Annotated in this window: 20 protein-coding genes and 2 pseudogenes; 14 read left to right on the top strand and 8 right to left on the bottom strand. The window is 59.6% G+C overall.

The window, feature by feature from the left end; translation table 11 throughout:
* Positions 1–153 (top strand): ATP-binding protein (locus tag BM275_RS21335; RefSeq protein WP_244153901.1); only part of this gene is annotated, 153 nt, incomplete at its 5' end.
* Positions 154–341: 188 nt separating this feature from the next.
* Here the strand turns inward: BM275_RS21335 and BM275_RS21330 are convergent.
* The 4 genes and pseudogenes from BM275_RS21330 to BM275_RS21315 all read right to left on the bottom strand — a co-directional run.
* Positions 342–1,160: pseudogene (locus BM275_RS21330) on the bottom strand (tyrosine-type recombinase/integrase); the annotation flags it as partial.
* Positions 1,161–1,461: 301 nt separating this feature from the next.
* Complete coding sequence (gene guaA / locus BM275_RS21325; RefSeq protein WP_042928273.1) at positions 1,462–3,042, bottom strand: glutamine-hydrolyzing GMP synthase; 1,581 nt, start codon at positions 3,040–3,042, stop codon at positions 1,462–1,464.
* A 110-nt stretch (positions 3,043–3,152) separates the two neighbouring features.
* Positions 3,153–4,622, bottom strand: a complete 1,470-nt coding sequence (gene guaB, locus BM275_RS21320) for an IMP dehydrogenase (protein ID WP_014819490.1) — start codon at positions 4,620–4,622, stop codon at positions 3,153–3,155.
* Positions 4,623–4,748: 126 nt separating this feature from the next.
* The gene (locus BM275_RS21315) at positions 4,749–5,300 is read right to left on the bottom strand and encodes a hypothetical protein (RefSeq protein WP_046620509.1); all 552 of its coding nucleotides are present in this window, start codon (positions 5,298–5,300) and stop codon (positions 4,749–4,751) included.
* Positions 5,301–5,430: 130 nt separating this feature from the next.
* On the opposite strand from BM275_RS21315, the gene xseA reads away from it, so the two are divergent.
* From xseA to BM275_RS21295, 4 genes are all read left to right on the top strand, one after another.
* Positions 5,431–6,807, top strand: a complete 1,377-nt coding sequence (gene xseA, locus BM275_RS21310; RefSeq protein WP_090523462.1) for an exodeoxyribonuclease VII large subunit — start codon at positions 5,431–5,433, stop codon at positions 6,805–6,807.
* A gap of 80 nt (positions 6,808–6,887) precedes the next feature.
* On the top strand, positions 6,888–7,712 hold the full coding sequence (locus BM275_RS21305) for a M23 family metallopeptidase (protein ID WP_090523459.1): 825 nt from the start codon (positions 6,888–6,890) through the stop codon (positions 7,710–7,712).
* Between the two features lie 19 nt (positions 7,713–7,731).
* On the top strand, positions 7,732–8,274 hold the full coding sequence (locus tag BM275_RS21300) for a hydrolase (RefSeq protein WP_046620499.1): 543 nt from the start codon (positions 7,732–7,734) through the stop codon (positions 8,272–8,274).
* 78 nt (positions 8,275–8,352) lie between these two features.
* Positions 8,353–9,642 (top strand): mechanosensitive ion channel family protein, encoded by a 1,290-nt coding sequence (locus BM275_RS21295; protein ID WP_090523457.1) that lies wholly within the window; start codon positions 8,353–8,355, stop codon positions 9,640–9,642.
* Between the two features lie 165 nt (positions 9,643–9,807).
* Here the strand turns inward: BM275_RS21295 and BM275_RS21290 are convergent, their stop codons facing one another.
* Both BM275_RS21290 and BM275_RS21285 read right to left on the bottom strand, forming a co-directional pair.
* Positions 9,808–12,003 (bottom strand): TonB-dependent copper receptor, encoded by a 2,196-nt coding sequence (locus BM275_RS21290; RefSeq protein ID WP_090523454.1) that lies wholly within the window; start codon positions 12,001–12,003, stop codon positions 9,808–9,810.
* A 53-nt stretch (positions 12,004–12,056) separates the two neighbouring features.
* A complete protein-coding gene (locus BM275_RS21285) occupies positions 12,057–12,410 on the bottom strand; it encodes a DUF2946 domain-containing protein (RefSeq protein ID WP_090523452.1) in 354 nt (117 codons plus the stop codon).
* 308 nt (positions 12,411–12,718) lie between these two features.
* Between BM275_RS21285 and leuA the strand changes: the two genes are divergently transcribed.
* The 6 genes and pseudogenes from leuA (at position 12,719) to BM275_RS21250 (ending at position 19,966) form a co-directional block, all read left to right on the top strand.
* Positions 12,719–14,389: a 2-isopropylmalate synthase gene (leuA, locus tag BM275_RS21280; protein WP_090523450.1), complete on the top strand. Its 1,671-nt coding sequence runs from the start codon at positions 12,719–12,721 to the stop codon at positions 14,387–14,389.
* Between the two features lie 300 nt (positions 14,390–14,689).
* Positions 14,690–15,745 carry an NAD(P)-dependent alcohol dehydrogenase gene (locus BM275_RS21275; RefSeq protein WP_023446535.1) on the top strand — a complete coding sequence of 352 codons (1,056 nt, stop codon included), beginning with the start codon at positions 14,690–14,692 and terminating at the stop codon, positions 15,743–15,745.
* Between the two features lie 89 nt (positions 15,746–15,834).
* Complete coding sequence (locus BM275_RS21270; protein WP_090523448.1) at positions 15,835–16,692, top strand: carboxylate/amino acid/amine transporter; 858 nt, start codon at positions 15,835–15,837, stop codon at positions 16,690–16,692.
* Positions 16,693–16,791: 99 nt separating this feature from the next.
* Positions 16,792–17,025, top strand: a pseudogene (locus tag BM275_RS21265) (deoxyribonuclease); the annotation flags it as partial.
* A gap of 210 nt (positions 17,026–17,235) precedes the next feature.
* Positions 17,236–17,559 (top strand): hypothetical protein, encoded by a 324-nt coding sequence (locus BM275_RS21260; protein WP_090523445.1) that lies wholly within the window; start codon positions 17,236–17,238, stop codon positions 17,557–17,559.
* 349 nt (positions 17,560–17,908) lie between these two features.
* A complete protein-coding gene (locus BM275_RS21250) occupies positions 17,909–19,966 on the top strand; it encodes a CHAT domain-containing protein (RefSeq protein WP_244153899.1) in 2,058 nt (685 codons plus the stop codon).
* A gap of 482 nt (positions 19,967–20,448) precedes the next feature.
* Here BM275_RS21250 and BM275_RS21240 read toward each other — a convergent pair whose 3' ends face one another.
* Positions 20,449–21,333 (bottom strand): ImmA/IrrE family metallo-endopeptidase, encoded by an 885-nt coding sequence (locus BM275_RS21240; RefSeq protein WP_090523443.1) that lies wholly within the window; start codon positions 21,331–21,333, stop codon positions 20,449–20,451.
* A 3-nt stretch (positions 21,334–21,336) separates the two neighbouring features.
* Complete coding sequence (locus tag BM275_RS21235; RefSeq protein ID WP_090523440.1) at positions 21,337–21,654, bottom strand: helix-turn-helix domain-containing protein; 318 nt, start codon at positions 21,652–21,654, stop codon at positions 21,337–21,339.
* 88 nt (positions 21,655–21,742) lie between these two features.
* On the opposite strand from BM275_RS21235, the gene BM275_RS21230 reads away from it, so the two are divergent.
* Genes BM275_RS21230 through BM275_RS22625 form a run of 3 tightly spaced genes read left to right on the top strand, consistent with a single transcriptional unit; the run spans position 21,743 to position 24,647 of the window.
* A complete protein-coding gene (locus BM275_RS21230) occupies positions 21,743–22,906 on the top strand; it encodes a multiubiquitin domain-containing protein (RefSeq protein WP_244153898.1) in 1,164 nt (387 codons plus the stop codon).
* Positions 22,903–24,303, top strand: coding sequence for a ThiF family adenylyltransferase (locus tag BM275_RS21225; RefSeq protein WP_090523438.1), 1,401 nt, complete (start codon positions 22,903–22,905; stop codon positions 24,301–24,303). The genes BM275_RS21230 and BM275_RS21225 overlap by 4 nt, the downstream gene beginning before the upstream one ends.
* The gene (locus BM275_RS22625) at positions 24,300–24,647 is read left to right on the top strand and encodes a ubiquitination-like system serine protease family protein (protein ID WP_419723460.1); all 348 of its coding nucleotides are present in this window, start codon (positions 24,300–24,302) and stop codon (positions 24,645–24,647) included. Before BM275_RS21225 ends, BM275_RS22625 begins: the two co-directional genes overlap by 4 nt.
* The last annotated feature ends 113 nt before the right edge of the window (positions 24,648–24,760 follow it).

Genomic DNA, 24,760 nt, shown 5'->3' with positions numbered 1-24,760 from the left:
CTGGATCGGCTGACCCACCACTGCCACATCGTCGAAACCGGTAACGAGTCCTATCGCCTGCAACACAGTAGCTTGGCGGCCCAGGCCAAGATCAAATCACGGGAGCGAAAGCGTAAGGGCAGCCAGGAACCGGAGGACGATGAGCCGTTCTGATTTCATGGCGACGACGGCCTGCTACATGGCTGCGTGTGGCAGGTCTTAAACAACTGAACTGGGCTAGCGAAGGAGTGGGGGCAACAGCAGCTGCGCTGGTAGACTTATCCACAGTTGCTGGTAACAAAATCAGCAATCCGCCCTGGGTCAAATTTCAATCGGCAGGGTGGGTCAATTTTCCATCAGCGCCAACACACGTGGGGATTGCGTCCCTTCATACGCTGCTTGGAGATCGTCCACGTGGCGTTCTCAAAATCCACCTCATTCCAAGTAGCTTCGATCAGCTCGCTTTTACGCACCAAGGTCAGCAGTACCAGGCGCAAGGCCAATCGAATGGTGGGGTACGCCGCAATCGACTCCAACTGGTGAAAAGCCAGGCGAATCTCGGTCGGGGTCAGCGCTCGGTCTTTCGGCACGAAGGTGGCGATCGATGCGGCCTTAACACCGTCGGCCGGATTCTCCACTTTCTCACCGTGCAGGATTGCAAACGCAAAGACCTGCTTCACGATGTCGCGAACGTGAACGGCTGTGGCCGGCGCCCCGCGACCCTTCACCCTGGAGCAGAGCGCACGGAGATCGTCTGCGGTGATTTCGGTCAGGAGACGGTTCTCGAAGACCGGCAGGATGTCGCGATCAATGATGCTCTTGCGCATGGATCGCGTGCTGTCGGCCATACGCGCATCAGCCAGCCATCTCTTCAGCATCTCACCAAACGATTTGGCAGCAGTCAGACGCCGCTTGGCTCGCTGCTTTTCCAAGGAAGGAGATATGCCTTGAGCAACCATTCGCTTGGCATCCAGCAGCTTTTCGCGCGCCATGGCCAATGAAATCCCCGCTGGTCCATATCGTCCGATGGTCAGCGTTTCCCGGCGTCCGTTGAGACGGTAATCGTAGCGAAAGGTGACGGTACCGCCGGGCGATACCGTTACGTACATTCCGTCGCGATCGGAAGCCTTGTAGGGCTTGGCTTTGGGCTTGAGATTGCGCAGTGCAGTGTCGGTCAGCATCGAGGTTTTTCCTCCGGTTCATGACGGCTTTTACCGTCAAGGGCCAGGAGACCTGCTGATGCCGGGAAAGCCGTATGGCGCAAGCTTTCCGGAGGAGAGATTTACCGTCAAAGACCGGTTTGGTCTCGATAGTAAACGGGAGGGTCCGAATCCGGGCATCGGTTCTTACCGTTACCAGTACCGCCAAACCATCCCGCTGCCTGGCGATAGCTACCGATAGGTGCCGCGACGTATTTTATTATAAATCAACACGTTACAGCATCTTATCGATAGGTACCGATAATCCCCGAAGGACCTGATATCACTCCCACTCGATGGTGGCCGGCGGCTTGCTCGACACATCGTAGGTCACGCGGGAGATGCCTTCGATTTCGTTGATGATGCGGTTGGACACCTTTTCCAGCAACTCATAAGGCAGGTGCGCCCAACGTGCGGTCATGAAGTCGATGGTTTCCACCGCGCGCAGCGCGACGACCCAGGCGTAGCGGCGGCCGTCGCCGACCACACCGACCGATTTCACCGGCTGGAACACCACGAAGGCCTGGCTGGTCTTGTGGTACCAGTCGAAGTTGCGCAGCTCTTCGATGAAGATGTGATCCGCGCGACGCAGCAGGTCGGCATATTCCTTCTTCACTTCGCCGAGGATGCGCACACCCAGACCCGGGCCCGGGAACGGGTGACGGTAGACCATGTCGTAGGGCAGGCCGAGCTCCAGGCCGATCTTGCGTACCTCGTCCTTGAACAGCTCACGCAGCGGCTCGACCAGCTTGAGGTTCATTTCCTCCGGCAGGCCGCCGACGTTGTGGTGCGACTTGATCACATGGGCCTTGCCGCTCTTGGCGCCGGCCGACTCGATCACGTCGGGATAGATGGTGCCCTGGGCAAGGAACTGGATGTTGTCCAGCTTGCTGGCTTCGGCATCGAACACGTCGATAAAGGTACGGCCGATGATCTTGCGCTTCTTCTCCGGGTCCGCCTCGCCTTCGAGGTTGCCAAGGAACTGCGCTTCGGCGTCGGCACGGATCACCTTGACGCCCATGTTCTCGGCGAACATGGCCATCACCTGGTCACCCTCGTGCAGGCGCAGCAGGCCGTTGTCGACGAACACGCAGGTCAGCTGATCGCCGATCGCCTTGTGCAGCAGCGCCGCGACCACCGACGAATCGACACCGCCGGAAAGGCCGAGCAGCACGTTGGCATCACCGACCTGGGCACGCACCTGGGCGATGGCGTCTTCGACGATGTTGGACGGCGTCCACAGCGCTTCGCAGCCACAGATGTCGAGAATGAAACGGGAAAGGATGCGGCCGCCCTGGCGGGTGTGAGTCACTTCCGGATGGAACTGCACGCCGTAGTAACGGCGGTCGTCGTCACCCATGGCTGCGATCGGGCAGCTCGGCGTGCTGGCGAGGATATGGAAACCTTCTGGCAGCGTGGTCACCTTGTCGCCGTGGCTCATCCACACGTCGAGGCCGAACACACCGTCGTCATCCATGTGGTCTTCGATGCCGTCGAACAGCTTCGACTTGCCGACCAGATCGACGCGGGCATAGCCGAACTCGCGAACATCGGAGCCCTGCACCTTGCCACCCAGCTGCTCGGACATGGTCTGCATGCCGTAGCAGATGCCGAACAGCGGCACACCGAGATCGAACACGGCCTGCGGCGCGCGCGGGCTGCCTGCCTCGTGAACCGACTCCGGGCCGCCGGCGAGAATGATGCCGCGTGGCGCGAAGGCACGGATGTCGTCCTCGCTCATGTCCCACGGATGCAGCTCGCAATACACGCCGATCTCGCGCACGCGGCGGGCGATCAGCTGGGTGTACTGGGAACCGAAGTCGAGGATCAGGATGCGGTGGGCGTGAATGTCTTGGTGAGCCATGAGCTTTCCTTCGGAAAGAGCCTGAAGCTGAAAGCCGGAAGCTGGAAGCCGAAGCCAGGATTTCTCCCCGCTCCCGCTGCCAGCTTCCGGCGCCTGTCTAGCTGAGCGGATCAACCCACTCGGTAATTCGGGGCTTCCTTGGTGATCTGCACGTCATGCACGTGCGACTCGGCCATGCCGGCACCGGTGATGCGCACGAACTGCGGCTTGCTGCGCATCTCGTCGACGGTGGCGCTGCCGGTATATCCCATGGAAGCACGCAGGCCGCCCATCAGCTGATGGATGATCGCAGCCAGCGAGCCCTTGTACGGTACGCGGCCTTCGATACCTTCCGGCACCAGCTTCTCGGCACCGGCGGCGGAATCCTGGAAGTAGCGATCCGAGGAGCCCTGCGCCTGGGACATGGCTCCCAGCGAACCCATGCCGCGGTAAGCCTTGTAGGAACGGCCCTGGAACAGCTCGATCTCGCCCGGCGCTTCTTCGGTACCGGCGAACATCGAACCCATCATCACGGCGTTGGCGCCGGCGACGATGGCCTTGGACAGGTCACCGGAGAAGCGGATGCCACCGTCGGCGATCATCGGCACGCCGGTGCCTTCCAGCGCGGCGGAGACGTTGGCGATGGCAGAGATCTGCGGTACGCCGACGCCGGCAACGATACGGGTGGTGCAGATCGAGCCCGGGCCGATACCGACCTTGACCGCGTCGGCGCCGGCCTTGACCAAGTCCAGCGCGGCTTCGGCGGTGGCGATGTTGCCGCCGATCACCTGCACCTGCGGGAAATTCTCCTTCACCCAGCGCACGCGGTCGATCACGCCGCGGGAGTGACCGTGAGCGGTGTCCACCACCACCACGTCGACACCGGCAGCGGCCAGCGCTTCGACGCGCTCACCGGTATCGGCGCCGGTACCGACCGCTGCGCCGACGCGCAGACGACCCTGGCTGTCCTTGGAGGCCAGCGGGTAGGTCTTGGCTTTCTCGATGTCGCGGAAGGTGACCAGGCCGCGCAGGTGGAAATTGCCGTCTACCACGAGCATCTTCTCGATGCGGTGCTTGTAGAGCTCGGTCTTGATTTCTTCCAGGGCGGTGCCTTCGAGCACGGTGACCAGCTTGTCCTTGGGCGTCATGATCGCCGCGACGGAGTCGCCGGCATTGGGTGTGAAGCGCAGGTCTCGACCAGTGACGATGCCGACCAGCTCCTTGCCAGACACTACCGGAAAGCCGGAGAAACCCAGTTCATGCGCCTTGCGCAGCAGCTCGCTGATCTTGGTTTCCGGCGTGACGGTGACCGGATCGTGAACGATGGCGGTCTCGTGACGCTTGACCTTGCGCACCTCGGCAGCCTGCTGCTCGATGCTCATGTTCTTGTGGATGATGCCGATGCCGCCTTCCTGAGCCATGGCAATGGCCAGGCGCGCTTCGGTGACGGTGTCCATGGCCGCGGAAACCAGCGGAATGTTCAGCTCGATTTCGCGGGTCAGACGGGTCTTCAGGCTGACATCCTTCGGCAAAACCTCGGAATATCCCGGGATCAGGAGAACATCATCGAAAGTCAGGGCTTCTTGGCTGATACGCAGCATGGCGGGGGCTCCCAGGCGGGAAAAAGGAAGCGCGGCATTATACCCACGCACCCCTTCACGCTCAATGCGGATGTGAGGCGCGTCGCGCACGGCGAAATGCGCGGCATCGCCGAAATGACCGACCGGTCACGGCCGATCAATCACCAGCGCCACCTTGAAGCCCAGGCGTTCGGCGAATTCATCGAGAAACGACTGGCGAAGGCCGGCCTCGCCCCAGCCATTGAAGATAAAGCCGAGATTGGAAAAGCCGCACGCCGGAATGAACAGGAAGCCGTTGATGTCGTCTTCGAAGCCACATTCCGGACAGGTGAAATTGTCGGTCTGCTTAGGCATCCACTCGTCGAGGCTTTCAAACAACGCCTCGCCAATCTCGCGACGGCATTCGGGGCAGCCTGCCTCCTCGGCGAAATCCCGTGTTGGCGTGTAGATGCAGCGCTTGGTCACCACTTCAAGGCCGTTGATGGCTTCGCCAAAAGGCATGCGATCCGGATGCTGCACGACACTGCGCGCGCCGGAAGCGATAGCGTAGCCCATGCCGCCAACGCCGCGACCGCAGGTGGTCGGCAGCGCCTCGACGATGCGCCGCTCGGCCAGCCAGCGCAGAATCATCCGCGCCTTGGCTTCGTGCGCTGGGAATGTGGAAATGCGCGGCACGATGATCGCTTGACTGTGGCTCATGGCGGCTCGGAACGGGAGATGAAGAAAGGCCGCGCAGCTTAGCGCCACCCGTTGGCCGGTCAAGGCCCGCTGGACGGAGGCGAAGCAGTTTCGGTTTGCGCCTGGCCGCGCCCGGCTTATCATCGCCGCCATGCTCAAAGATCCCTTCCAGCGTCTCAATCTCGATCGCGAAGTGCTGACCGTCAGTCAGCTCAACGGTCGCGCCCGCCTGTTGCTCGAGGACGTGTTCGCCCAGGTCTGGGTCGAAGGCGAGATTTCAAACCTCGCCCGCCCGGCTTCCGGCCACATCTATTTCACCCTCAAGGACAAGAACGCCCAGGTGCGCTGTGCGCTGTTCCGGCAGAACGCGGCGCGGGTTCGCCAGGCCCTGCGCGACGGCCTGGCGGTGCGGGTACGCGGCAAGGTCTCGCTGTTCGAGGGACGCGGCGACTACCAGCTGATTCTCGATACGCTGGAGCCGGCCGGTGACGGCGCTTTGCGCCTGGCCTTCGAGGCACTCAAGGAAAAGCTCAGCGCCGAAGGTCTGTTCGCGGCCGAACGCAAGGCCGCCCTGCCCGCCCACCCGCGACGCATTGGCATCGTCAGCTCGCCGACCGGCGCGGTGATCCGCGACATCATCTCGGTGTTCAAACGCCGCGCGCCGCAAGTCGAGCTGACGCTGATCCCCACCGCCGTGCAAGGTCGCGAAGCCACCGCGCAGATTGTCCACGCACTGCAACTGGCCGATGCCCAGGGCTTCGATGCGCTGATTCTGGCTCGCGGCGGCGGCTCGCTGGAGGACCTCTGGTGCTTCAACGAAGAAGCGGTGGCGCGCGCGGTGGATGCCTGTGTCACGCCGATTGTCAGCGCCGTGGGCCACGAAACCGATGTCTCGATCGCCGACTTCGTCGCCGACGTCCGCGCGCCAACGCCATCCGCGGCTGCCGAGCTGCTGGCACCCAGCAGCGCCGACCTGCAACACCGGCTGAGCGGGCTGCAACAGCGTCTGGTGCTGCGCATGCGTGATCGTCTGCACCGTGACGCCATGCGACTGGAAGGCCTGACCCGCCGCCTGCGCCACCCCGGCGAACGGCTGCAGCACCAGGCCCAGCGCATCGACGACCTCGAGCAGCGCCTGCTGCGCGCCGTCGACCGCCGCCTGTGCAGCGGCCGGGAGCGTCTGGCCCGCCTGGCAACACGCCTGGCCGCGCAACACCCGGGGCGTTCGCTGAATCTGTTGCTGCAGCGACTCGAACACCTCTCCTCGCGTCTGCCGCGAGCGATGCAGGCCAACCTGAAAGGCCGCCGGCAACAGCTACAGGGCCTCGCCCAGACACTTAATGTGGTCAGCCCGCTGGCCACACTCAGCCGCGGCTACAGCATTCTGCTCGACGAGCGCGGCCAGGCGATCCGCAGCGCCAGCCAGACGCAACCTGGCCAGCGCCTCAAGGCCAGGCTCGGCGAGGGCGAATTGGAGGTGCGGGTGGAAGACAATCATCTGGCACCGGTCACGCTGCCGCTGCTCTGACCGGCGGTCGCCAGATGGCCAGCCTTTTCCCCAGCGCAGCTTTACGCGAGGATGGGCCGTTTATTCCAGCGGATCCTTTCATGCCACGCCTTCTCGCCCTGCTGTTGTGCCTCGCCCTTCCCCTTTGCGCCCATGCCGAGGGCTTCATCACCCGTCTGCTGAACAAGCCTGTGCCCGGCGGCGTTGCCGTGATCGAGCTAGGTGACGACGTTAGCGCACCGCAGGCTCGCTATCAGGGCAAGCCAACCCTGGTGGTGCGTGAGGATGGCAAACGCTGGATCGCCATCGTCGGCATCCCGCTGTCGGTGAAGCCGGGCGCGCAGCAGCTGGAGATCGATGGCCGTCCCCAAGCCTTCCAGGTCGAGAGCCGCGACTATCGAGCGCAGCACATCACGCTGAAGAACCAGCGCCAGGTCAATCCCAATCCGGCAGACCTCAAGCGCATCGAGCGCGAACTGGACGAACAGACCCGCGCCTACCGGCAGTTCAGCGCCAACCAGCCAAGCAATCTGTTGTTCGATCGCCCGGTGGACGGCCCGCTGTCGTCGCCGTTCGGCCTGCGCCGTTTCTTCAACGGCGAGGAACGTAACCCGCACTCGGGCCTGGATTTCGCCGCCAAGAGCGGCACGCCGATCAAGGCACCGGCGGCCGGCAAGGTCATACTCACCGGTGACTACTTCTTCAACGGCAAGACCGTTTTCGTCGACCACGGCCAGGGGCTGATCAGCATGTTCTGCCATCTCTCCGAAATTGGCGTGAAAGTCGGCGACCAACTGGCGCGTGGCCAGGTGCTCGGCAAGGTCGGCGCGACCGGGCGTGCCACCGGCCCGCACCTGCACTGGAACGTGAGCCTGAACGATGCCCGTGTCGACCCGGCCATCTTCATCGGCGCCTACAAACCCTGAACCACGAGGAAGCACTGCGATGCGTATCAAGGCAACGGATTCCACCCTGCTGATCATCGACATCCAGGAACGCCTGTTTCCGGTGATCCTCGACAATGCAGCCATGGCCGAGCACACCGCCTGGCTGCAACAGGTGGCGCAGCGAGTCGGTGTGCCGGTGCTGCTGACCGAGCAGTACAGCAAGGGCCTCGGCCACACGATTTCGGCTCTGCGTGACAACGTCGACGAGACCGCCATTGTCGAGAAGCTGCATTTTTCCGCGGCCGGCGACGGCGAACTGTTCCAGCGCCCGGGTGGCGAACGCCGGCAGTTCGTCATCTGCGGCTGCGAGACTCACGTGTGCGTGCTGCAGACGGTGCTGGACCTGCGCGCCCGTGGCAACGAAGTCTTCGTCGTCGAAGAAGGCGTCAGCTCGCGGCGGGCCAGCGACAAGGCGCTGGCCTTGGAGCGCATGCGCCAGGCCGGCGCGGTGATCGTCTCGCGGGAGATGGTTGCCTTCGAATGGATGGAACGCGCCGGCACCGAACTGTTCAAGAGTATCAGCCGCGAATTTATCCGCTGACCAAGCCACACCGACAAGCCGGGCAGCGGCCAAGGCAATTTGCCAAGGCCGCGCCCTCACCTCTCAATGGAGATTCACATGTCTGACGATCTGGCCGGCTGGCTGGACTGGCTCAGAGCCCACCCCGAACTGCAGACGCTGCTCGCCAGTGCCACGCTGATCTTCGCCGCCTGGCTGTCCAACTGGATCGTCAAGCGCATCCTGGTGCGTGGCCTTTACCGTTTACTGCGCCACACCCGCGATGGCGAACTGCAGGATTTCGGCATCATCAAGCGGCTGTCGAACATCGTCCCCGCACTGGTGCTGTCGCTTGGCGTGACGACCGTACCGGGCCTGCCGGAAGCCGCGGTGACCGTGGTACAGAACGTCTGCGGCGGCTTCATCGTGCTGACCATCGCGCTGGCGCTCGGCGCGGTGCTCGACATCATCAACGTGGTCTACCAGCGCCGACCGGACGCGCGCCTGCACCCGATCAAGGGCTATCTGCAGGTGGTGAAGATCGTCATCTACGCGATCGCCACCATCCTCATCATCGCCACTCTGATCGACCGTTCGCCGCTGATCCTGCTCTCCGGCCTCGGTGCCATGGCGGCGGTGCTGATGCTGATCTTCCAGGACACCCTGCTTTCGCTGGTGGCCAGCGTACAGATCACCTCCAACGACCTGATCCGCGTCGGCGACTGGGTGGAAATGCCGCAGCTCAATGCCGACGGCGACGTGATCGATATCGCGCTGCATACCGTCAAGGTGCAGAACTGGGACAAGACCATCACCAGCATCCCGACCAAGCGCTTTATCTCGGATTCGTTCAAGAACTGGCGCGGCATGCAGGAAAGCGGCGGCCGGCGCATCAAGCGCAGCCTGTATCTGGATCAGCAGAGCGTGCATTTTCTCGATGCCGACGAGCGCAAGCGGCTGTATCGCTTTAGCCTGCTGGAGGATTACCTGGTCAACAAGCGCAAGGAGATCGACGAGTGGAACGCCAAGCTCGCCGAGCGTGGGCAGGAGCCGGTCAACACCCGCAGGGTGACCAATCTCGGGACCTTCCGCGCCTATGTCGAGCGCTATCTGCGCGCCCACCCCGGCGTGCACCAGAACATGACGCTGATGGTGCGCCAGCTGAGCCCGACTGCGGACGGCCTGCCACTGGAAATCTACTGCTTCACCAATACGGTGGCGTGGACGCAGTACGAAGCCATCCAGTCGGACATCTTCGACCACCTGCTGGCGATCCTGCCGGAATTCGGTCTACGGGTATTCCAGCACCCAAGCGGCGGCGATGTACGCGATTGGCGCGATTCACTGCGCCAGCCGGGCGCGCCGGCATTGCTGCAACCGGAAGGACATCCGGCCGAGGAAAGAAGTTAATCGTAGGTTGGCGCTGAGGCACGAAGCCGCTGAAACCGCCTTGAGCGCTGCCCATGCGTCATCCCTGATGCCAGCGCCGCGAGCCGCTCCAGCACGCCCCGCGCCTCAGCGCCAACCTACGTCCGGAGCGAGGCGAACCCTCGCTCCTTTACCGCCGTTGTCTCGTTAGAAGCTCATGTCGACCCGCGCCCAGTAGGTGCGGCCCGGTTCGTTGACTCGGCTGGTGGGCTCAAGGCCGTAATCGGCGAAGCCCGCACTGCCGGCTAGATTGAGATGCTCGCTGTAGGCCTTGTCCAGCAGGTTGTCGACGCCCGCACTGAGCTTGAAGTTCTTGTTCAGCCGGTAGGCGCCGTTGACCGCCAGCACGCCGAAGCCGGCGCTCTCGTCGAAGTCCTTGCCGACCACGGTGCCCTGATTCTCGGCAACCCGACCCTGCGAGGCGACCACGCGCCAGAGGCCACTGGTGCTCCAGTTGTCTCGCTCGTAGGTCAGGCCCAGACGTCCTTCCAGTGGCGGGATCTGCGGCATGGCACGATCGTCGCTGCGGTTCTTGCCCCAGGCATAGGCCAGGCTCGCATCACCCTTCCAGTTGCTGGTGAAACGGTAGCTGGCGCCCATCTCGGCTCCAGCGATGGTAGCGTCGATGTTGCTGACCTCGGCGCGAAGCATGCCGGGCATTACGCCGGGCACATAGCTGAACAGAATGTAATCCTCGACCAGGCCGGCATAGGCGGAAACCCAGGCCTCCAGCGGTCCCTTGGCGTACTGCAGGCCGACGTCCAGCTGCGTGGTCTTCTCAGGCCGCACCGAGTCGAAGGGCTGCACCGTGCCGACCGGCCCTGGATTGGAGACGAATAGCTCCCAGTAGTCGGGAAAACGCTCGGCATGGCCGAGGCCTGCATACCAGGTCGCCGGCAGGCTGACGAGCTCCTCCTCATAGCGCACGAAGCCGCTGTAGAGCGTGTCGCGACGCGTTTCACCGGCAGTAGGGTTGTCCCAGTTGCGGGAAACGATGGGCATGCTCGAAGCGTCATGACTGCGGAAGAACTCGCGCTCGTCGGTCGCTTCGTGCAGGTCCAGGCGCAAGCCGCTGATGAGCTTCTCGCGCTCGCTGAGCTGCCAGGTCAGCTCGCCGAAGACGCCGTAGCTGTGCAACATCGCGTCCGGCACCCAGGGCAGTGCGTCGCTTCCCGCAGCGGTGACCATCTGGTTGGCGGCGCCGGCCGGGTTCATGACCTTGCGGTGCTCGCTACGCTGGGCATCGACCCCGGCCTTGAGCTCGACATCCGTCCATTGCCAGGTGCCGACCAGCCGGCCACCCAGCGTACGCCGGTCGACCCGCGACAGCGTCGGGTTGGGCATCATCATCGACGGCACGAAATCGCGCAGGCTGTAGTTGTCCATGATGTGGTCGGCGTAGTTGTAGTAGACCTGCGCCTCCAGCCCGTAGAAGGTCTCGCCGAGATTGGTCTTCTCGAAGCGCAGCCCCAGGCTCTCACGCTGGAACTGGCTGCCGTCCATCCCGCGCCCCGCATAGCGTGCGTAGCCATCGCCGCGACCGGCGGTCAGCTCGACCAGGGTGTCCGCATCCGGCGTCCAGCCCAGGGCGATGTCGGTGTTCCACTTGTCGTAACGCGATGGCACGGTATCGCCGTTGCCATCGGCGTAATCGTCAGCCTGGGAGCTGTTGGCCATCAGCCGGGCATAGCCCTGACTGTTGCCGGCGGCGGCGTCCAGGTTGTGGTCGAAGCGACCGTTGGAGGCGGTCAGCAAGCTGCCGTTGATGCGGTAATCCGGCTCGCTGAACTGCTCCGGCTCGCGCTCGAAGAGCACGGTGGCGGCCGAGGCACCTGCCCCCCAGAGCACGCTCTGCGGCCCTTTGATGACCGTGAGCTTGTCGAAGGTGTCCGGGCTGATGTACGAGCTCGGCGAGTCCATGCGATTCGGGCAGGCGCCGAGCATCTCGCCGCCGTTGGAGAGCAGTTTCAGGCGCGAGCCGAACATGCCGCGGAACACCGGATCGCCGTTGACGCCGCCGTTGCGCACGGCGGAAAAGCCGGGAATGGTCTTCAGGTAGTCGGCACCGTCGCTGGCCGGCATCGGCTGACGGGGAATCTTGGGGTCGGTCACCACGGTCAGTGGGGATTGCTGGCCGACGCCGGTAATGACCATCGGCGCCAGTTCAACGGCTTCGGCGTGCTCCGCATGGCCGGCATGCTCAGCCTCCGCGGCCAGTGCGCCACTGGCGAGCATTCCCAGCAGCGCGGCATGGGCGAGCTGCCAACGCAGGCGGGATGGATGAATCAAAAAACGCTCAGACAGGCGCGCTCGCGCCGTACAGCCATGAGTAATGCTGGACATAAGAACTTCCACTTCTGCATGTGATTAGGCCGCAACGAGGCGGCTGATTACGGTCAGCAGTGGATAGACGGTGGCGCGCGGGGATGGCCGCTGCTGCGGCGCAGCGCAGGAGCCTGCGGCTGCTCGGGAAGTGGGTGGAAGTAAGCCGGCGCGTGGCGAGGCAGCACCAGATCGACGGACAGGCTGAGCGGAGGATTGACCGTCAACAGCTCGCAGTAGCCGCAGAGTTCGAGCGCTGCCAGCCAGGCGGGATCGCCCGCACGTGCCTGGCCGTGATGACCGCGGGCGGTTGGCTCATGCTCGGCATGGTGATGATGCTGCGCACTGGCCTGGGCGGCCTGGACGGCGGAGAACAACGGGCCGACATGAATCATCAGCATGGCGAACAGGCCAAGCCAGATGCTCATTGTCGAAAGCCGTTTGCGTGTCACCGGCGTGTCCTTCGTGACATGACCCTATGGATTGGCTGGATGATCGCACAGCCTTTTCGCCCCGGCCGCTGCGACATGAGGCCGCAACAGAGCCGCGCAATCAAGCTTGGATTTTCATGACCAAACCAGCACTAATCACCAATAAGCATCACTTACAGCAATAAACCATCAATTTTTTATCAACCCTTGCAATGCATAACCACGAAGCACTAGCTTTGCACCATAAACCGATGCCCGTAATGGGCAGACAAGTTGCTAGCTCAAGGATCGCCTGGGGAAACACCATGACCATGCTCAAGAATCCATCGAAAAAATATCGCGCCTTTCCGGCCATCGACATCCCGGATCGCACCTGGCCGTCGCAGGCCATCACCCTGGCACCGATCTGGCTGAGCTCGGATCTGCGCGACGGCAATCAGTCGCTGATCGAGCCAATGGATGCCGCGAAGAAGATGCGTTTTTTCAAGACGCTGGTGCAGGTCGGCATCAAGGAAATCGAGGTCGGCTTCCCCTCTGCTTCGCAGACCGATTTCGACTTCGTCCGCGAGCTGATCGAAGGCGGCCACATCCCCGACGACGTCACCATCCAGGTGCTGACCCAGGCGCGCGAGGATCTGATCACCCGCACCTTCGAGTCGCTGAAGGGCGCCAAGCAGGCCATCGTCCACTACTACAACGCCACCGCGCCGAGTTTCCGCCGCATCGTCTTCAATCAGGACAAGGCCGGCGTGGTGAACATCGCGGTCAACGCGGCACAGATCATCAAGCGCCTGGCTGCGCAGAACCCGGAAACCGCCTGGCGGTTCGAGTACTCGCCGGAGATCTTCAGTTCCACCGAGCCGGAGTTCGCCGTCGAAGTCTGCAACGCGGTGATCGAGGTGTTCCAGCCGACGCCCGAGCAGAAGCTGATCCTCAACCTGCCGGCCACGGTGGAAGCCGCCACGCCCAATATCTACGCCGACCAGATCGAGTGGTTCTGCCGCCACGTCGACCGTCGCGACAGCGTGCTGGTCAGCCTGCACACCCACAACGATCGCGGCACCGGCGTGGCCGCCACCGAGCTGGGCCTGATGGCCGGCGCTGATCGCGTCGAAGGCTGCCTGTTCGGCAATGGCGAGCGCACCGGCAACGTCGACCTGGTCACCGTGGCGCTGAACATGTACACCCAGGGCGTCGACCCGCAACTGGACTTCTCCGACATCGACGCCGTGCGCAAGGTGGTCGAGGAATGCAACCAGTTGCCGGTACACCCGCGCCATCCCTATGTCGGTGATCTGGTGCATACCGCGTTCTCCGGCTCGCACCAGGATGCGATCCGCAAGGGCTTTTCCCTGCAGGACCCGGAAGGCGTCTGGGAGGTGCCGTATCTGCCGATCGACCCGGCCGACATCGGCCGCAGCTACGAGGCGGTGATTCGCGTCAACAGCCAGTCCGGCAAGGGCGGCATCACCTTCCTGCTCGAGCAGGAATACGGCATCAGCCTGCCGCGGCGCATGCAGATCGAGTTCAGCCAGGTGGTGCAGAAGGAAACCGACCGCCTGGGCCTGGAGATGAGTGCCAAACAGATCTACGCGCTGCTGGAAGCCGAGTACCTGCAGGCCACCGCGCCGTACACGCTCAAGGGCCATCGTCTGCAGGAAGAGAACGGCACCAGTGCGGTGGATGTGGAAGTCGCGACCGATGGCGAGATCGCTCACTGGCGCGGCATCGGCAAGGGGCCGCTGGAGGCGCTGGTAGCTGCGTTGCCAGTGAAGCTGGAGATCATGGACTACCACGAGCATTCCATCGGCGCCGGCAGCAACGCCAAGGCCGCTGCTTATATCGAGGTACGCCTGGACGGCGAGCGCCCGCTGCACGGTATCGGCATCGACGAAAACATCACCACCGCCAGCATCCGTGCGCTGTTCAGTGCCATGAACCGGGCCTTGCGAGAGGCGCAGGAGCAGGCCGCCTGAGCCCCTGCGGCGAGCCCATCGGGCTCGCCATCCCTGAGCGCCACGCCGGCAAGCTCGTCCCGCCGGCGCCATCACCGATGGCGACGGCACATTTTTGCGGCGCCGCCACGCGTCGCCGGTCGCGACCGACTGCGGTGAGCGACTGAACTGTTCGCCTCCCAATACCCTCCCAACTCAGTCAGCCAGGCCACGGCAATTCGGCAGAAACACGTCAGCCATCGGCAGGATTGTGCAAACGCTCCTGTTTCCGGTGCCATTAGGCTTGGCCTCTGCAAATCCCGAACGAACAAAGGAGCCGTCATGAGCAACAGCATCGGTTACGCCGCCCTCGACCCGAGCGCCCCGCTCGCCCCCTACTCGTTTTCGCGCCGCGAAGTTGGGCCTAACGATGTACGGATCGAGATTCTCTTCTGCGGCGTCTGCCATTCGGACCTGCATACCGCACGCAACGAGTGGAACAACACCCTGTATCCCTCCGTGCCCGGCCACGAGATCGTCGGCCGCGTGAGCGCGGTCGGCGCGAACGTCAGCAAGTTCAAGGCGGGCGATATCGCCGGCGTCGGCTGCCTGGTCGACAGCTGCCGCAGCTGCTCCTCCTGTGGCGAGGGGCTGGAGCAGTATTGCGAGAACGGCTTCGTCGGCACCTACAACGGTCCGGCCTTCGGCGGTGGCGAGAACACCCTTGGCGGCTATTCCGACAACATCGTGGTGGACGAAAAATACGTGCTGCGCATCAACCACACCGACAACCTCGCCGCCGTCGCGCCGCTGCTTTGCGCGGGCATCACCACCTACTCGCCACTGCGCCAGTGGAAGGTCGGCCCGGGGCAGAAGGTCGGTGTAGTTGGCCTCGGCGGTCTTGGCCATATGGCAGTGAAGATCGCCAACGCCATGGGTGCAAAGGTCGTGCTGTTCACCACCTCGCCGGACAAGCGGGAAGATGCGCTGCGCCTCGGCGCGTCGGAAGTGGTGGTGTCGAAGAACAAGGAGGAGATGGCTGCGCACGTCAACAGCTTCGACTTCATTCTCAACACCGTTGCCGCGCCGCACAACCTCGATGCGTTCGTGAATCTGCTCAAGCGCGACGCCACGATGACGCTGGTCGGCGCACCGGCTTCGCCGCACCCCTCACCCAGCGTGTTCGGCCTGATCTTCAAGCGCCGCCGCATCGCCGGCTCGCTGATCGGCGGCATCGCCGAAACCCAGGAGATGCTCGACTTCTGCGCCGAGCACGGCATCGTCTCGGACATCGAGATGATCCGCATGCAGGACATCAACGAAGCCTACGAGCGCATGCTCAAGAGCGACGTGAAGTACCGCTTCGTCATCGACATGGCCACCCTGAAAGCGGCCTGACCGCTCGGCTGGCGAGCCTGCGGGCGCGCCAGCCCTTCCCTCTTTCATGCGCAGCCGCTAAGGTCGCCGGCCTTCGTCGTGGAGGCGGTATGCGCTATCTGATCTTCGTCACCCTGCTCTGGGCCTTTTCCTTCAACCTGATCGGCGTCTACCTGGCCGGCCAGGTGGACAGCTATTTCGCAGTGCTGACCCGAGTGATTCTCGCCGGCCTGGTGTTCCTGCCGCTGACCCGCTGGCGCGGTGTCGCCCCCGGCTTCATCGCCGGCGTGACCCTGGTCGGCGCGCTGCAGTTCGGCGTGACGTATCTCTGCCTGTACATGAGTTTCAACGTGCTCACGGTCGCCGAGGTGCTGCTGTTCACCGTGCTCACGCCGCTGCACGTGACGCTGATCGACGACGCGCTCAACCGTCGCTTCAACCCCAGGGCGCTGGTCGCTGCAGTCGTCGCGGTGTTCGGCGCTGGGCTCATCCGCTACGACGGAGTCTCCGGCGACTTTCTCGGCGGCTTCCTGCTCATGCAGCTGGCCAACTTCACCTTCGCCGCCGGCCAGGTGTTCTACAAGCATCTGGCGCAGCGTTACCCCTCCGACGTGCCATTGCATCGCCGCTTCGGCTACTTCTTCCTCGGCGCACTGCTGATCGTGCTGCCAGCCTGGCTGCTGTTCGGTAACACCGAGAAACTGCCGACCACGACGACGCAATGGGCGGTGCTGATCTGGATGGGTGTGCTGGCCACGGCCATCGGCCAGTTCTGTTGGAACAAGGGCGCGACGCTGGTGGATGCCGGCACCCTGGCGGTGATGAACAACATGGCTGTGCCGGTGGGTCTGCTGCTCAACCTGCTGTTCTGGGGCACCACGACCAACCTGATTCTGCTCGCCGTCGGCGGCACGATCATTCTCGCCTCTCTGCAGATCAACCGCCTGGGCCGCATGAAGGCCCAGTGACATCATGCAAGTTATTGTTTTTTATGACTTTTACTTAACCGAAAGGTAAGATGCCGGCCCGCGCATGGATGCGACACTCGTTCAGTTGTCGAGAATTCCATGCGCCGCCTCAGTCTCTTTCTGCTTGCCCTGTTCTGCTGCACCAACACTTACGCCGATGCGCCTCGCACCTTCCGCGAAGCGAAGAAGGTCGCCTGGACGCTCTATGCCGACCGACCGGTGGACTTCTACTGCGGCTGCAGCTTCAAGGGCAATCGCATCGACCTGCGCAGCTGCGGCTATGTCCCGCGCAAGCAGCCCAAGCGCGCTCAACGGGTGGAGTGGGAGCACGTGAAATATGCTGCTTGTAACATGTTACAAATATAAATGCATGATTCTAATCATTTTTTATTCTGTAACGCTTTTACCACCTTCCAGCAATTCGCTTACACAGAACTCCAGTCGCTCGACTCTTTCAAAAGATCTTGCCGACAGTAGAGACACCTAGCCCAGTTCTGAGTCAGATGCACGCTCAGCATTGCCATCAACGGGTACGCCGGGCGAATGCCCTTCCGCCAAGAATTGCTGGACAGTCAAACGTTCATCGCTGAGGTCATAAGCTGGACTGGTCATATCGAGCCTCAGTCGGTTGAAACGTATATTCACCTAGCCTTCCGTGATCTCGCTAACTTCAGCGCGACAGTGAGCTCCGTACATCTAGTCATGGTAGTGAACAAGTACTTTGCTGAAGAGAATGAGCTGCTATCCATGCTTGAAGAAGGCATGCCGGTGGAGGAGTACAAGAAGCACTTATTGGCGCTACGAGAGATGGCGCAGAAGGATATGGCCATAGCCCAGGAGCGCGAATCAGCGCTGCTTAAGCGATAACCCCTAGCACTGACTCAGCTCCCCCTCGGCTTAGCCCAAGCCGTAGGCTCTGCTTCCATCGGATCATCCGGCCACCAGTGGTTTTTATCAAATAGGCCCAATCACCATTGACACTCCCGATCCCCAATGAAACCGGGCTGTCACACGGCGAGTGCGGAATCCGATTGACAGTCAATGTTTGGAGTCAAGATTGACATAGATCCTGCCGATTGCAGGTAAGATTGACATAGACCAAACCGTCAAAAAACCGTTTAGGTGCTCCACATTGACAGTTCAATTAGTGGAACCTTACTCGGCTGAGGCTAAGTCATGCAGCAATTGATCAATCCAAAAAAAAGGAATTAATGCATTGAAGCTCGAACAATCCCTGGCGATTCTGCATGACCACCTTGATAAAGTATTTCATGACGCACGCCTGGCTTCATCCATCTCGCAAGCAGAAGCCCAAGAACTTATTGGCTTAGTGATTGATCAGCAAAATAGCGTACCCGTTGAAAACCGGTTATTGCCACACTACTATCAATTCATTTTCGCAACCGAGGCACTTTATACCTCATATAAAGAATTTGAATTAACTGAAATGGGCAATTGGATTGGATTGGCTTTATCAGAAGACATCAAGGACAGCCATACAAAAAATCTTAACGTGGGAAGAGTCACCGATTTCTATTCTTCAACGGTGGTATACAGCTGGGCTGGCTTTGTACCGGTAATGGTGAAATTCTTCAGCGCTTTTTACTACTACGCCCGCGAACGAACTGCCATGAACAACATAGCACGTGAGCTGTGGCCATTCGCCGCAACAACCTTTAAAGAGGCGATGAATTTACCCGAGGAGCACATCTTCATCGATGAAGCGTATCTTGGGAGCCATATGGCTTGCTGGGCAGCAAAAGAGGCACCTGACTTAGCCAAGTCCTTCGTACCCCATCTAGAGTCTATCGCTGAAACAAACATCATACCCCAAGAAGTCCGCGCCCTTCTCTATTATAGCCTTTCGACCACCGCTAGCGCTTTCTCAAGCAAAACATCTTATGAGTGGGCAGCGACAACACTCGCCGAATTCAATGAAGTCCTCGCAGAGCCACATAAACTTCAATTGCTAGCGACCATTTATGCCGGGGATAAAGATGGGGCCCCTTCAGCGCTTCTCAGCCAGATGGATCTCGTCCAAGGCACTATGAAGAAAAATCTTGACGGTATTGCTTTCTTTCGTGACGCGGCAATGCGAGCCGGATCAATTCAACCGTTTATCGTTAAAACCCTTAATGCAGGCGAAACTTCTCTAACACTTCAAGGCTTACTGCTGTGGCAGCAATTGCTGAAACCTAATGCAAATGTCACTGCAGAGGATTTGTACATATCAATTCCATTCGGCGAACACGGCTATCTCGCAGCTTTAGGCGATCAAAAAATATTCGTAGCACGTGACTCGCAGGCCACTCTTGAGCAATTGGTTCATTCAAGCAATAAGTTTCTAGGGGTAGCAAAAACCATCGCTTACTCCGACAACTCAGGCTTGACCATCCCGAATCGAATAGGGGTTCCTAAGTATGGAGCTTCTGAAGAATACGAAGCAGCCCTGACCAACGGGTATTGTTTTTCCCCATTCCCCTTCCGTTCTAGACCTTCATGCCAGTTAACTATTGATACTGAGTGCACCCCACTTCAAACGATACAGCTCAAGGCCTGGGGAGAGACATGGCCAATAACCTCATCATTATCTATTCCTAAGCCGGACCGAAAACCGCAAAACATTTTGATTTGGTGTGGTGGTGGAAGCCTCACAGAAGAGCTTGAGACAGAGGTAATTAAGTGCATTTTTGAATCTGCCGGAGCCACGGTTAATGTTGTGCTCTTCACCGAGGCTACAAAACAGAGCTTCCTTGATGCTTATCAGGACCCTCAGTACGATATTATTTGGGTAGCATCCCACGGTGAGTTTGATCATTGGTCTCCTAAGCACGTGACAATGCACATTGGGGATGATTTATCCGTTTCGCTTGAAGATCTGTGGGAGAAGGTTCCAGTCACGGATAAGCGGCGGTTAGCCTTTCTGAATATTTGCGATGGGGCCCGATTTGAAGAACGAGGTTTTCTCCCCAAAATTGGTATGGCACCAGGCTTGGCAAGCGCAGACCAAGCGACTATTTCCCACCTATGGCCTGTTATGGGATATCCAGCTGCAGCATTCGGGGCTTATCTAGCTTACAACTTGGCGACTGGGAGCCCTTATTTCGAGTCTTATAAAATGGCAGTACTCTCTCTTAGGAGAACCACTCTAGAGATCGCAGAAGACCTTGCTTCAAAAATAGGAGGTGAGTTCGATTTGATCCGTCAACTCCGAGGAAAAGAGGAAAATTACGCTCCGCTCGAATTCTACGGATCGGCAGCCTTTTACCAATAACAGGGAATCGCCCCGGCTTTCCTAGACCCTATCCAAGCTCAGGGAGCTGAACTTTCTTCGTCATTGAAAATGTCATCGCGAGCGACGCGCCCGAAATTGCTCAAGTCTTCGTCCCCGGAACCGAACATCGTGCTCACCATTCGGTCGCGTTTCAGGCCTGCCAGGACCGTGAAAAAGCAGGTTTCGCACAGATGGACCTCTTAACGCTCGCCATCATGAGCCGAGCCAGGTCCCCAACTGGCGCGAAGGGCCCCGAACTGCAGCCCAGATCCTTCGACGCGTGTTGCAGCACCACAAACGTCGCAAACAACATCGCAGGCCGGTTCAGTTTGTTCCGCTGAAGTGACTTTCACCCAAAACTCCCTCCTGTGTGCTTCTGACAAACAGATCACGACACGCCTTAGGCCAGTGTCAACTGCGGGACAGATGGCTGTACTTCTTAGAAAAGCATCAGCAGCATGAAAACTCAGGGGACAGTACTGTTAAAAACTTGGCACACCTGTAAGTGGCTCAAACTCGTCCTCACCATCATCCCACTGAGGTCTTTCGTAGTCGGGCAGCAAGAGGACGCCTAGTGTATAGCTGAAGTCTTCACCGTCGATTACGAAAGCATGCTCGATAATATCGGTATCAGGTAGTTCTCTAGGTAACCAAAGTTTCGCGGCGACACGCTTTGAGAAACCTGCTGCGGATCGAGACGCATCTAAGAGAACTGATCCTGTAGGTATCTCGATTACATCCTTCCGGGTGGCGAAATATGCTCCCGAGCGGAAAGCCCGAGCATTTGAGCAGGACCAACTCAAAAAGCCGTCTCTGGCAGCCATAACAATAACCCGACCCGGTGCAATCTCCCGCCATTTTAAAGCAGCAGCCGTAAGCGAGACTCTATACCTATCAGCACAGTGACGCAGCAAATCGAAGGAGAACGACTGGCCATCAACTTGCTTCCTGAAGTCATCAATCGGCATCAAAAGGTATGAAGCGAATGTGTCCGCATCGAGCTCAATATCGCGCCCCTGAGCATCCCAAGAGTGCATATCTTGATTTGAGCACTCGAACCGTTCCTGTCTATCTCGATGAAGGATGAAGTGTCCAAATTCGTGAGCAATAGTAAATCTAATACGCCCCGCCGACTGAATCTGATCGTTGACGCCAATCATCCATCCGTCACCGCGGGGGCTTTTGACTAACATCCCTTCAAATGAAGGAATAGGCACAGACTTTATTCCAATAATTGGCGCACTAGAGGAAATGTTTCTTGACCAATGAATAGCTAAGTCATGGATATCCAGATTAACAATGTCCTCTCCCAAAAGCCGCAGTGCCTGGTGAATGCTATTAGCTTCATTTTTTGGGCTTTTGAGCATCGACTAATCCTTCCACCAAGTATCGACTAACTGCCTTAACTTTTCTTTATCCTTATCTTCAAGCTCCTGATATTTCCTAAAAAATGCCTTATCCGTCTCGCTCTGGGAGTCCAGAGTATTTGTATCTAACAATGCTTCGGGAGTTAAATTTAACGCGGACGCAATCCGAGTCACTTTATCCAGCGATGGATTTGGCTTATCACGATTTTCGAGCTCCCATAGGTAGCTCTTGCTCGACTCTGTGAGCTCTGCCAATCGCTCCAGCGAGATTCCTAGCTCTCGCCTTCTAGCGTTAATTTTCTTACCGAGAGGGGATGCCACGTGTTTCTCCTTGGTAGCTGACCGATCACCATACCACTATAACGAACGAAATCGTACCTATTGACAAGCACGCCAAAGCGGGAGCAGAGTGACGTCGTCGTTCGGTGACACCGAACAAAAACGAACCTTTATGGAGAACATTACGATGGATATCGACCATCATCTCGCCCCTCCTCAACAACCGCAGACCACCGGAAAGGCGGCTGCAATCATCAACGGTGAACTAGTAGAGCTGCGCGATTGGACGCCGACTGTGCGGCAACTCCTGGCAGCATCCGGACACCAACCTACTACAGAATATGCCTTTCTGCGCTGGCCGGAACATGGCCCAACCGAAGAGCTCGGTCTGGACGAAGTGGTGAACCTGCCGCGGGAGGGCACCGCCCCTTGCCAATTCCTAGCAATCCAGGCAGACGGGGTCCGTTACTTCGTCTTCAACGACGAACGCTATGCGTGGGCTGGTAATTTGACGGAAAACGATGTCCGCAAAGTCGGTCGTGTCTCGGTAAGCATGGACATCGTGCTTGAGCAGCACGGGAAGCCCGATCTTGTTCTGAATCCGGGAACACCAATTGATCTGTCAGCGCCTGGGGTGGAGCGTTTGCGGACGCAGAAGCGCTCTTGGAAGCTTGATGTGCATGGAGTCGTGATTGAGGTCGATCAACCCACGATTCTGGTTCGTGATGCACTGATTAAAGCGGACATCGACCCGAATGCGGGCTGGACCATTCGTCTCAAGATCCGCGGTGAACCGAAGCGAAAGGTGACCCTCGATGACGTGATCGATCTTACCCATCCGGGGATCGAGCGACTCAAACTGATCGAAGACAAGATCAACAACGGCGAATCTGCGGCGCCAATTCAGCGGCAGTTTCGGCTGCTGGATAAGGACGAACAGTACCTGGACAGCTGCGGACTCCTATGGGAGACCGTGGACGACGGACGACGCTGGTTGCTGGTCCACCATTACCCTCTCCCGGACGGTTACACGGAGAAGAGCTGCTGCTTGGCAATTGAAGTTCCCCAGAACTACCCAGCGGCGGAAATCGATATGTTCTACTGCCTGCCCCATCTGGTCCTGGTTCGCGGCACCAGTATTCCCCAGACGGAATATCGGCAGGTCATTCAGGGCCGTGAGTTCCAGCGCTGGTCGCGACACCGGGACCCTGGTCAATGGTCGCCCGTTCGGGATTCCGTTCTGTCACATCTGGGCTTGGTGGAAGAGTCCATCTGCCGGGAGGTGGCGCAATGAGAAACGGACCAACGCTGGTTCTCTCAGGCGTGCTTCACGCTCGCTTGCAGAGTCACCTTCTTCCAAATGACGGACTGGAAGCTGCCGCTATCCTACTCTGCACCAAAATGTCCTGCGGCGAGCAGCTCAAGCTGCTCGCCAAAGACATGGTGTTAGTGCCGTATGTTGAGTGTGCGCGAGAAGAAGACTTCATCCAGTGGCCTGGGGATAGGGTCATGGATGCCATCGACAAAGCAGAGCAGGAAGACCTCGCGCTAATTCTCATCCACTCGCACCCTGGAGGCCTGTACGAATTCTCCAAAGTAGACTGCGAATCGGACCGCCGGATCATCCCTCAGATTTTCGCGAACATCGACTCCTGCAGCTCGATAACAAAGACACATGGTAGCGCCATCATGGTTCCCGGCGGGGCAATCAAAGCGCGCCTTTACAATAATCAAATGAAAGCCACACCCGTCGAGCTGGTGGCAGTCTATGGCGACGACATCCGATTGTTCTGGAGTACGGATCTCACCCCTATGAAGCGCCCAATGGCGTTTACGGAGGAAATGCGCAAAGAGCTCGGAAAGCTTACTGCATTAGTTGTAGGGTACTCCGGTACGGGAAGTATTACCGCAGAACAGCTAGCACGCGCAGGGATTGGAGGTCTGATCGTCATCGACTTCGACCACGTCGAGCATCGCAACCTGAATCGGATTATCAATTCGACGACGATTGATGCCGAATCCAAAGCCCTTAAAGTTGACGTCTTCCGCAGGGCGGTAAGCTCCTTCCGACCGGACCTGGATGTCGAATGTGTTCCCTCTTCTATAAACGAGCGAGAAGCCGTGCTCGTCGCAGCCCGGGCCGATCTTATCTTCTGTTGCGTGGATAGTGAGGAGGGGCGGTTCATCTGCGACGCAATGGGGTCGGCGTTCCTCCAGCCGGTCTTTGATGTGGGAGTGGTTATCCCAGTCCGCCGCAAGCTCGACGGCGCGCTCACTATCGTCGACATCAACGGCCGGGTAGATTACGTTCAACCCGGAGGTGCATCGCTACGCGACCGCGGCATCTACAGCTCAGAATCACTTAGGGCAGAAGAGTTAGCAAAGCGAGATCCGACGGCCCATGCGGAGCAGGTCAAGGCCGGCTACATGCCGGGGGCCAATGAACAGGCCCCATCTGTCATCACGGTAAACATGCAAGCGGCCAGCCTCTGCGTTCAGGAGCTCATCGCCCGCCTGTATCCCTATCGCTTGGATGGGAACGCCAAGTTCGCACAGACCAAATTTGGCCTGATCGATGGGGAGTATGAGTTCACCGCGGAGAGTGCATTTGCCATGACCCAGAGCTACAACCTGGCGGACGGACTGAAAGAGCCATTACTCGGCCTCCCATCCTTGAGCAAAAGACCATGAAGCGGTTTCTTCTACTCTGGTGGTGCCGGGCGATCAACCTCGTCAGGGCGCGACTTCAGCCAGGCCTAATAGTGGTCCAAATTGAAGGAGACACGCTCCCCGAGAAATTCGCCAAGAACCAACTGATTCACCTAATAGACGATGGCGAGGATTGGTCGGCTGGACTTCATTGCCCTTGCGGGTGCGGGGACGTTTTGGAGGTAGCTTTGCTACAAGATGCTAAGCCCAAGTGGAGGCTGACCATCGATGCCACGGGACGCCCAACACTCCACCCATCGATTTGGAGAAGAGACAAATGCCATTCACATTTCTGGGTCAGGGGTGGGCGAGTCTACTGGTGCTAGGTCTGAGAGGGCTTGGCAACTCAACTGCAACGTTGACTGATCCTGCCGTGGCAAAGGCTCAACGAGAGTCAAATCCAAGCCCCCAAGCCGGTTAGGCCCCCTCAACGAAGTGA

The organism is Stutzerimonas kunmingensis (assembly GCF_900114065.1).
Lineage (GTDB): Bacteria > Pseudomonadota > Gammaproteobacteria > Pseudomonadales > Pseudomonadaceae > Stutzerimonas > Stutzerimonas kunmingensis.
This window is presented reverse-complemented; position numbering and strand designations above follow the sequence as displayed.

What these genes read in the sequence shown, in the direction of transcription:
- guaA (WP_042928273.1), bottom strand. Translation starts at nt 3,042, where the DNA reads ATGGCTCACCAAGACATTCACGCCCACCGCATCCTGATCCTCGACTTC.
- guaB (WP_014819490.1), bottom strand. Translation starts at nt 4,622, where the DNA reads ATGCTGCGTATCAGCCAAGAAGCCCTGACTTTCGATGATGTTCTCCTG.
- BM275_RS21315 (WP_046620509.1), bottom strand. Translation starts at nt 5,300, where the DNA reads ATGAGCCACAGTCAAGCGATCATCGTGCCGCGCATTTCCACATTCCCA.
- xseA (WP_090523462.1), top strand. Translation starts at nt 5,431, where the DNA reads ATGCTCAAAGATCCCTTCCAGCGTCTCAATCTCGATCGCGAAGTGCTG.
- BM275_RS21305 (WP_090523459.1), top strand. Translation starts at nt 6,888, where the DNA reads ATGCCACGCCTTCTCGCCCTGCTGTTGTGCCTCGCCCTTCCCCTTTGC.
- BM275_RS21300 (WP_046620499.1), top strand. Translation starts at nt 7,732, where the DNA reads ATGCGTATCAAGGCAACGGATTCCACCCTGCTGATCATCGACATCCAG.
- BM275_RS21295 (WP_090523457.1), top strand. Translation starts at nt 8,353, where the DNA reads ATGTCTGACGATCTGGCCGGCTGGCTGGACTGGCTCAGAGCCCACCCC.
- BM275_RS21290 (WP_090523454.1), bottom strand. Translation starts at nt 12,003, where the DNA reads ATGTCCAGCATTACTCATGGCTGTACGGCGCGAGCGCGCCTGTCTGAG.
- BM275_RS21285 (WP_090523452.1), bottom strand. Translation starts at nt 12,410, where the DNA reads ATGAGCATCTGGCTTGGCCTGTTCGCCATGCTGATGATTCATGTCGGC.
- leuA (WP_090523450.1), top strand. Translation starts at nt 12,719, where the DNA reads ATGACCATGCTCAAGAATCCATCGAAAAAATATCGCGCCTTTCCGGCC.
- BM275_RS21275 (WP_023446535.1), top strand. Translation starts at nt 14,690, where the DNA reads ATGAGCAACAGCATCGGTTACGCCGCCCTCGACCCGAGCGCCCCGCTC.
- BM275_RS21270 (WP_090523448.1), top strand. Translation starts at nt 15,835, where the DNA reads ATGCGCTATCTGATCTTCGTCACCCTGCTCTGGGCCTTTTCCTTCAAC.
- BM275_RS21260 (WP_090523445.1), top strand. Translation starts at nt 17,236, where the DNA reads ATGCCCTTCCGCCAAGAATTGCTGGACAGTCAAACGTTCATCGCTGAG.
- BM275_RS21240 (WP_090523443.1), bottom strand. Translation starts at nt 21,333, where the DNA reads ATGCTCAAAAGCCCAAAAAATGAAGCTAATAGCATTCACCAGGCACTG.
- BM275_RS21225 (WP_090523438.1), top strand. Translation starts at nt 22,903, where the DNA reads ATGAGAAACGGACCAACGCTGGTTCTCTCAGGCGTGCTTCACGCTCGC.
- BM275_RS22625 (WP_419723460.1), top strand. Translation starts at nt 24,300, where the DNA reads ATGAAGCGGTTTCTTCTACTCTGGTGGTGCCGGGCGATCAACCTCGTC.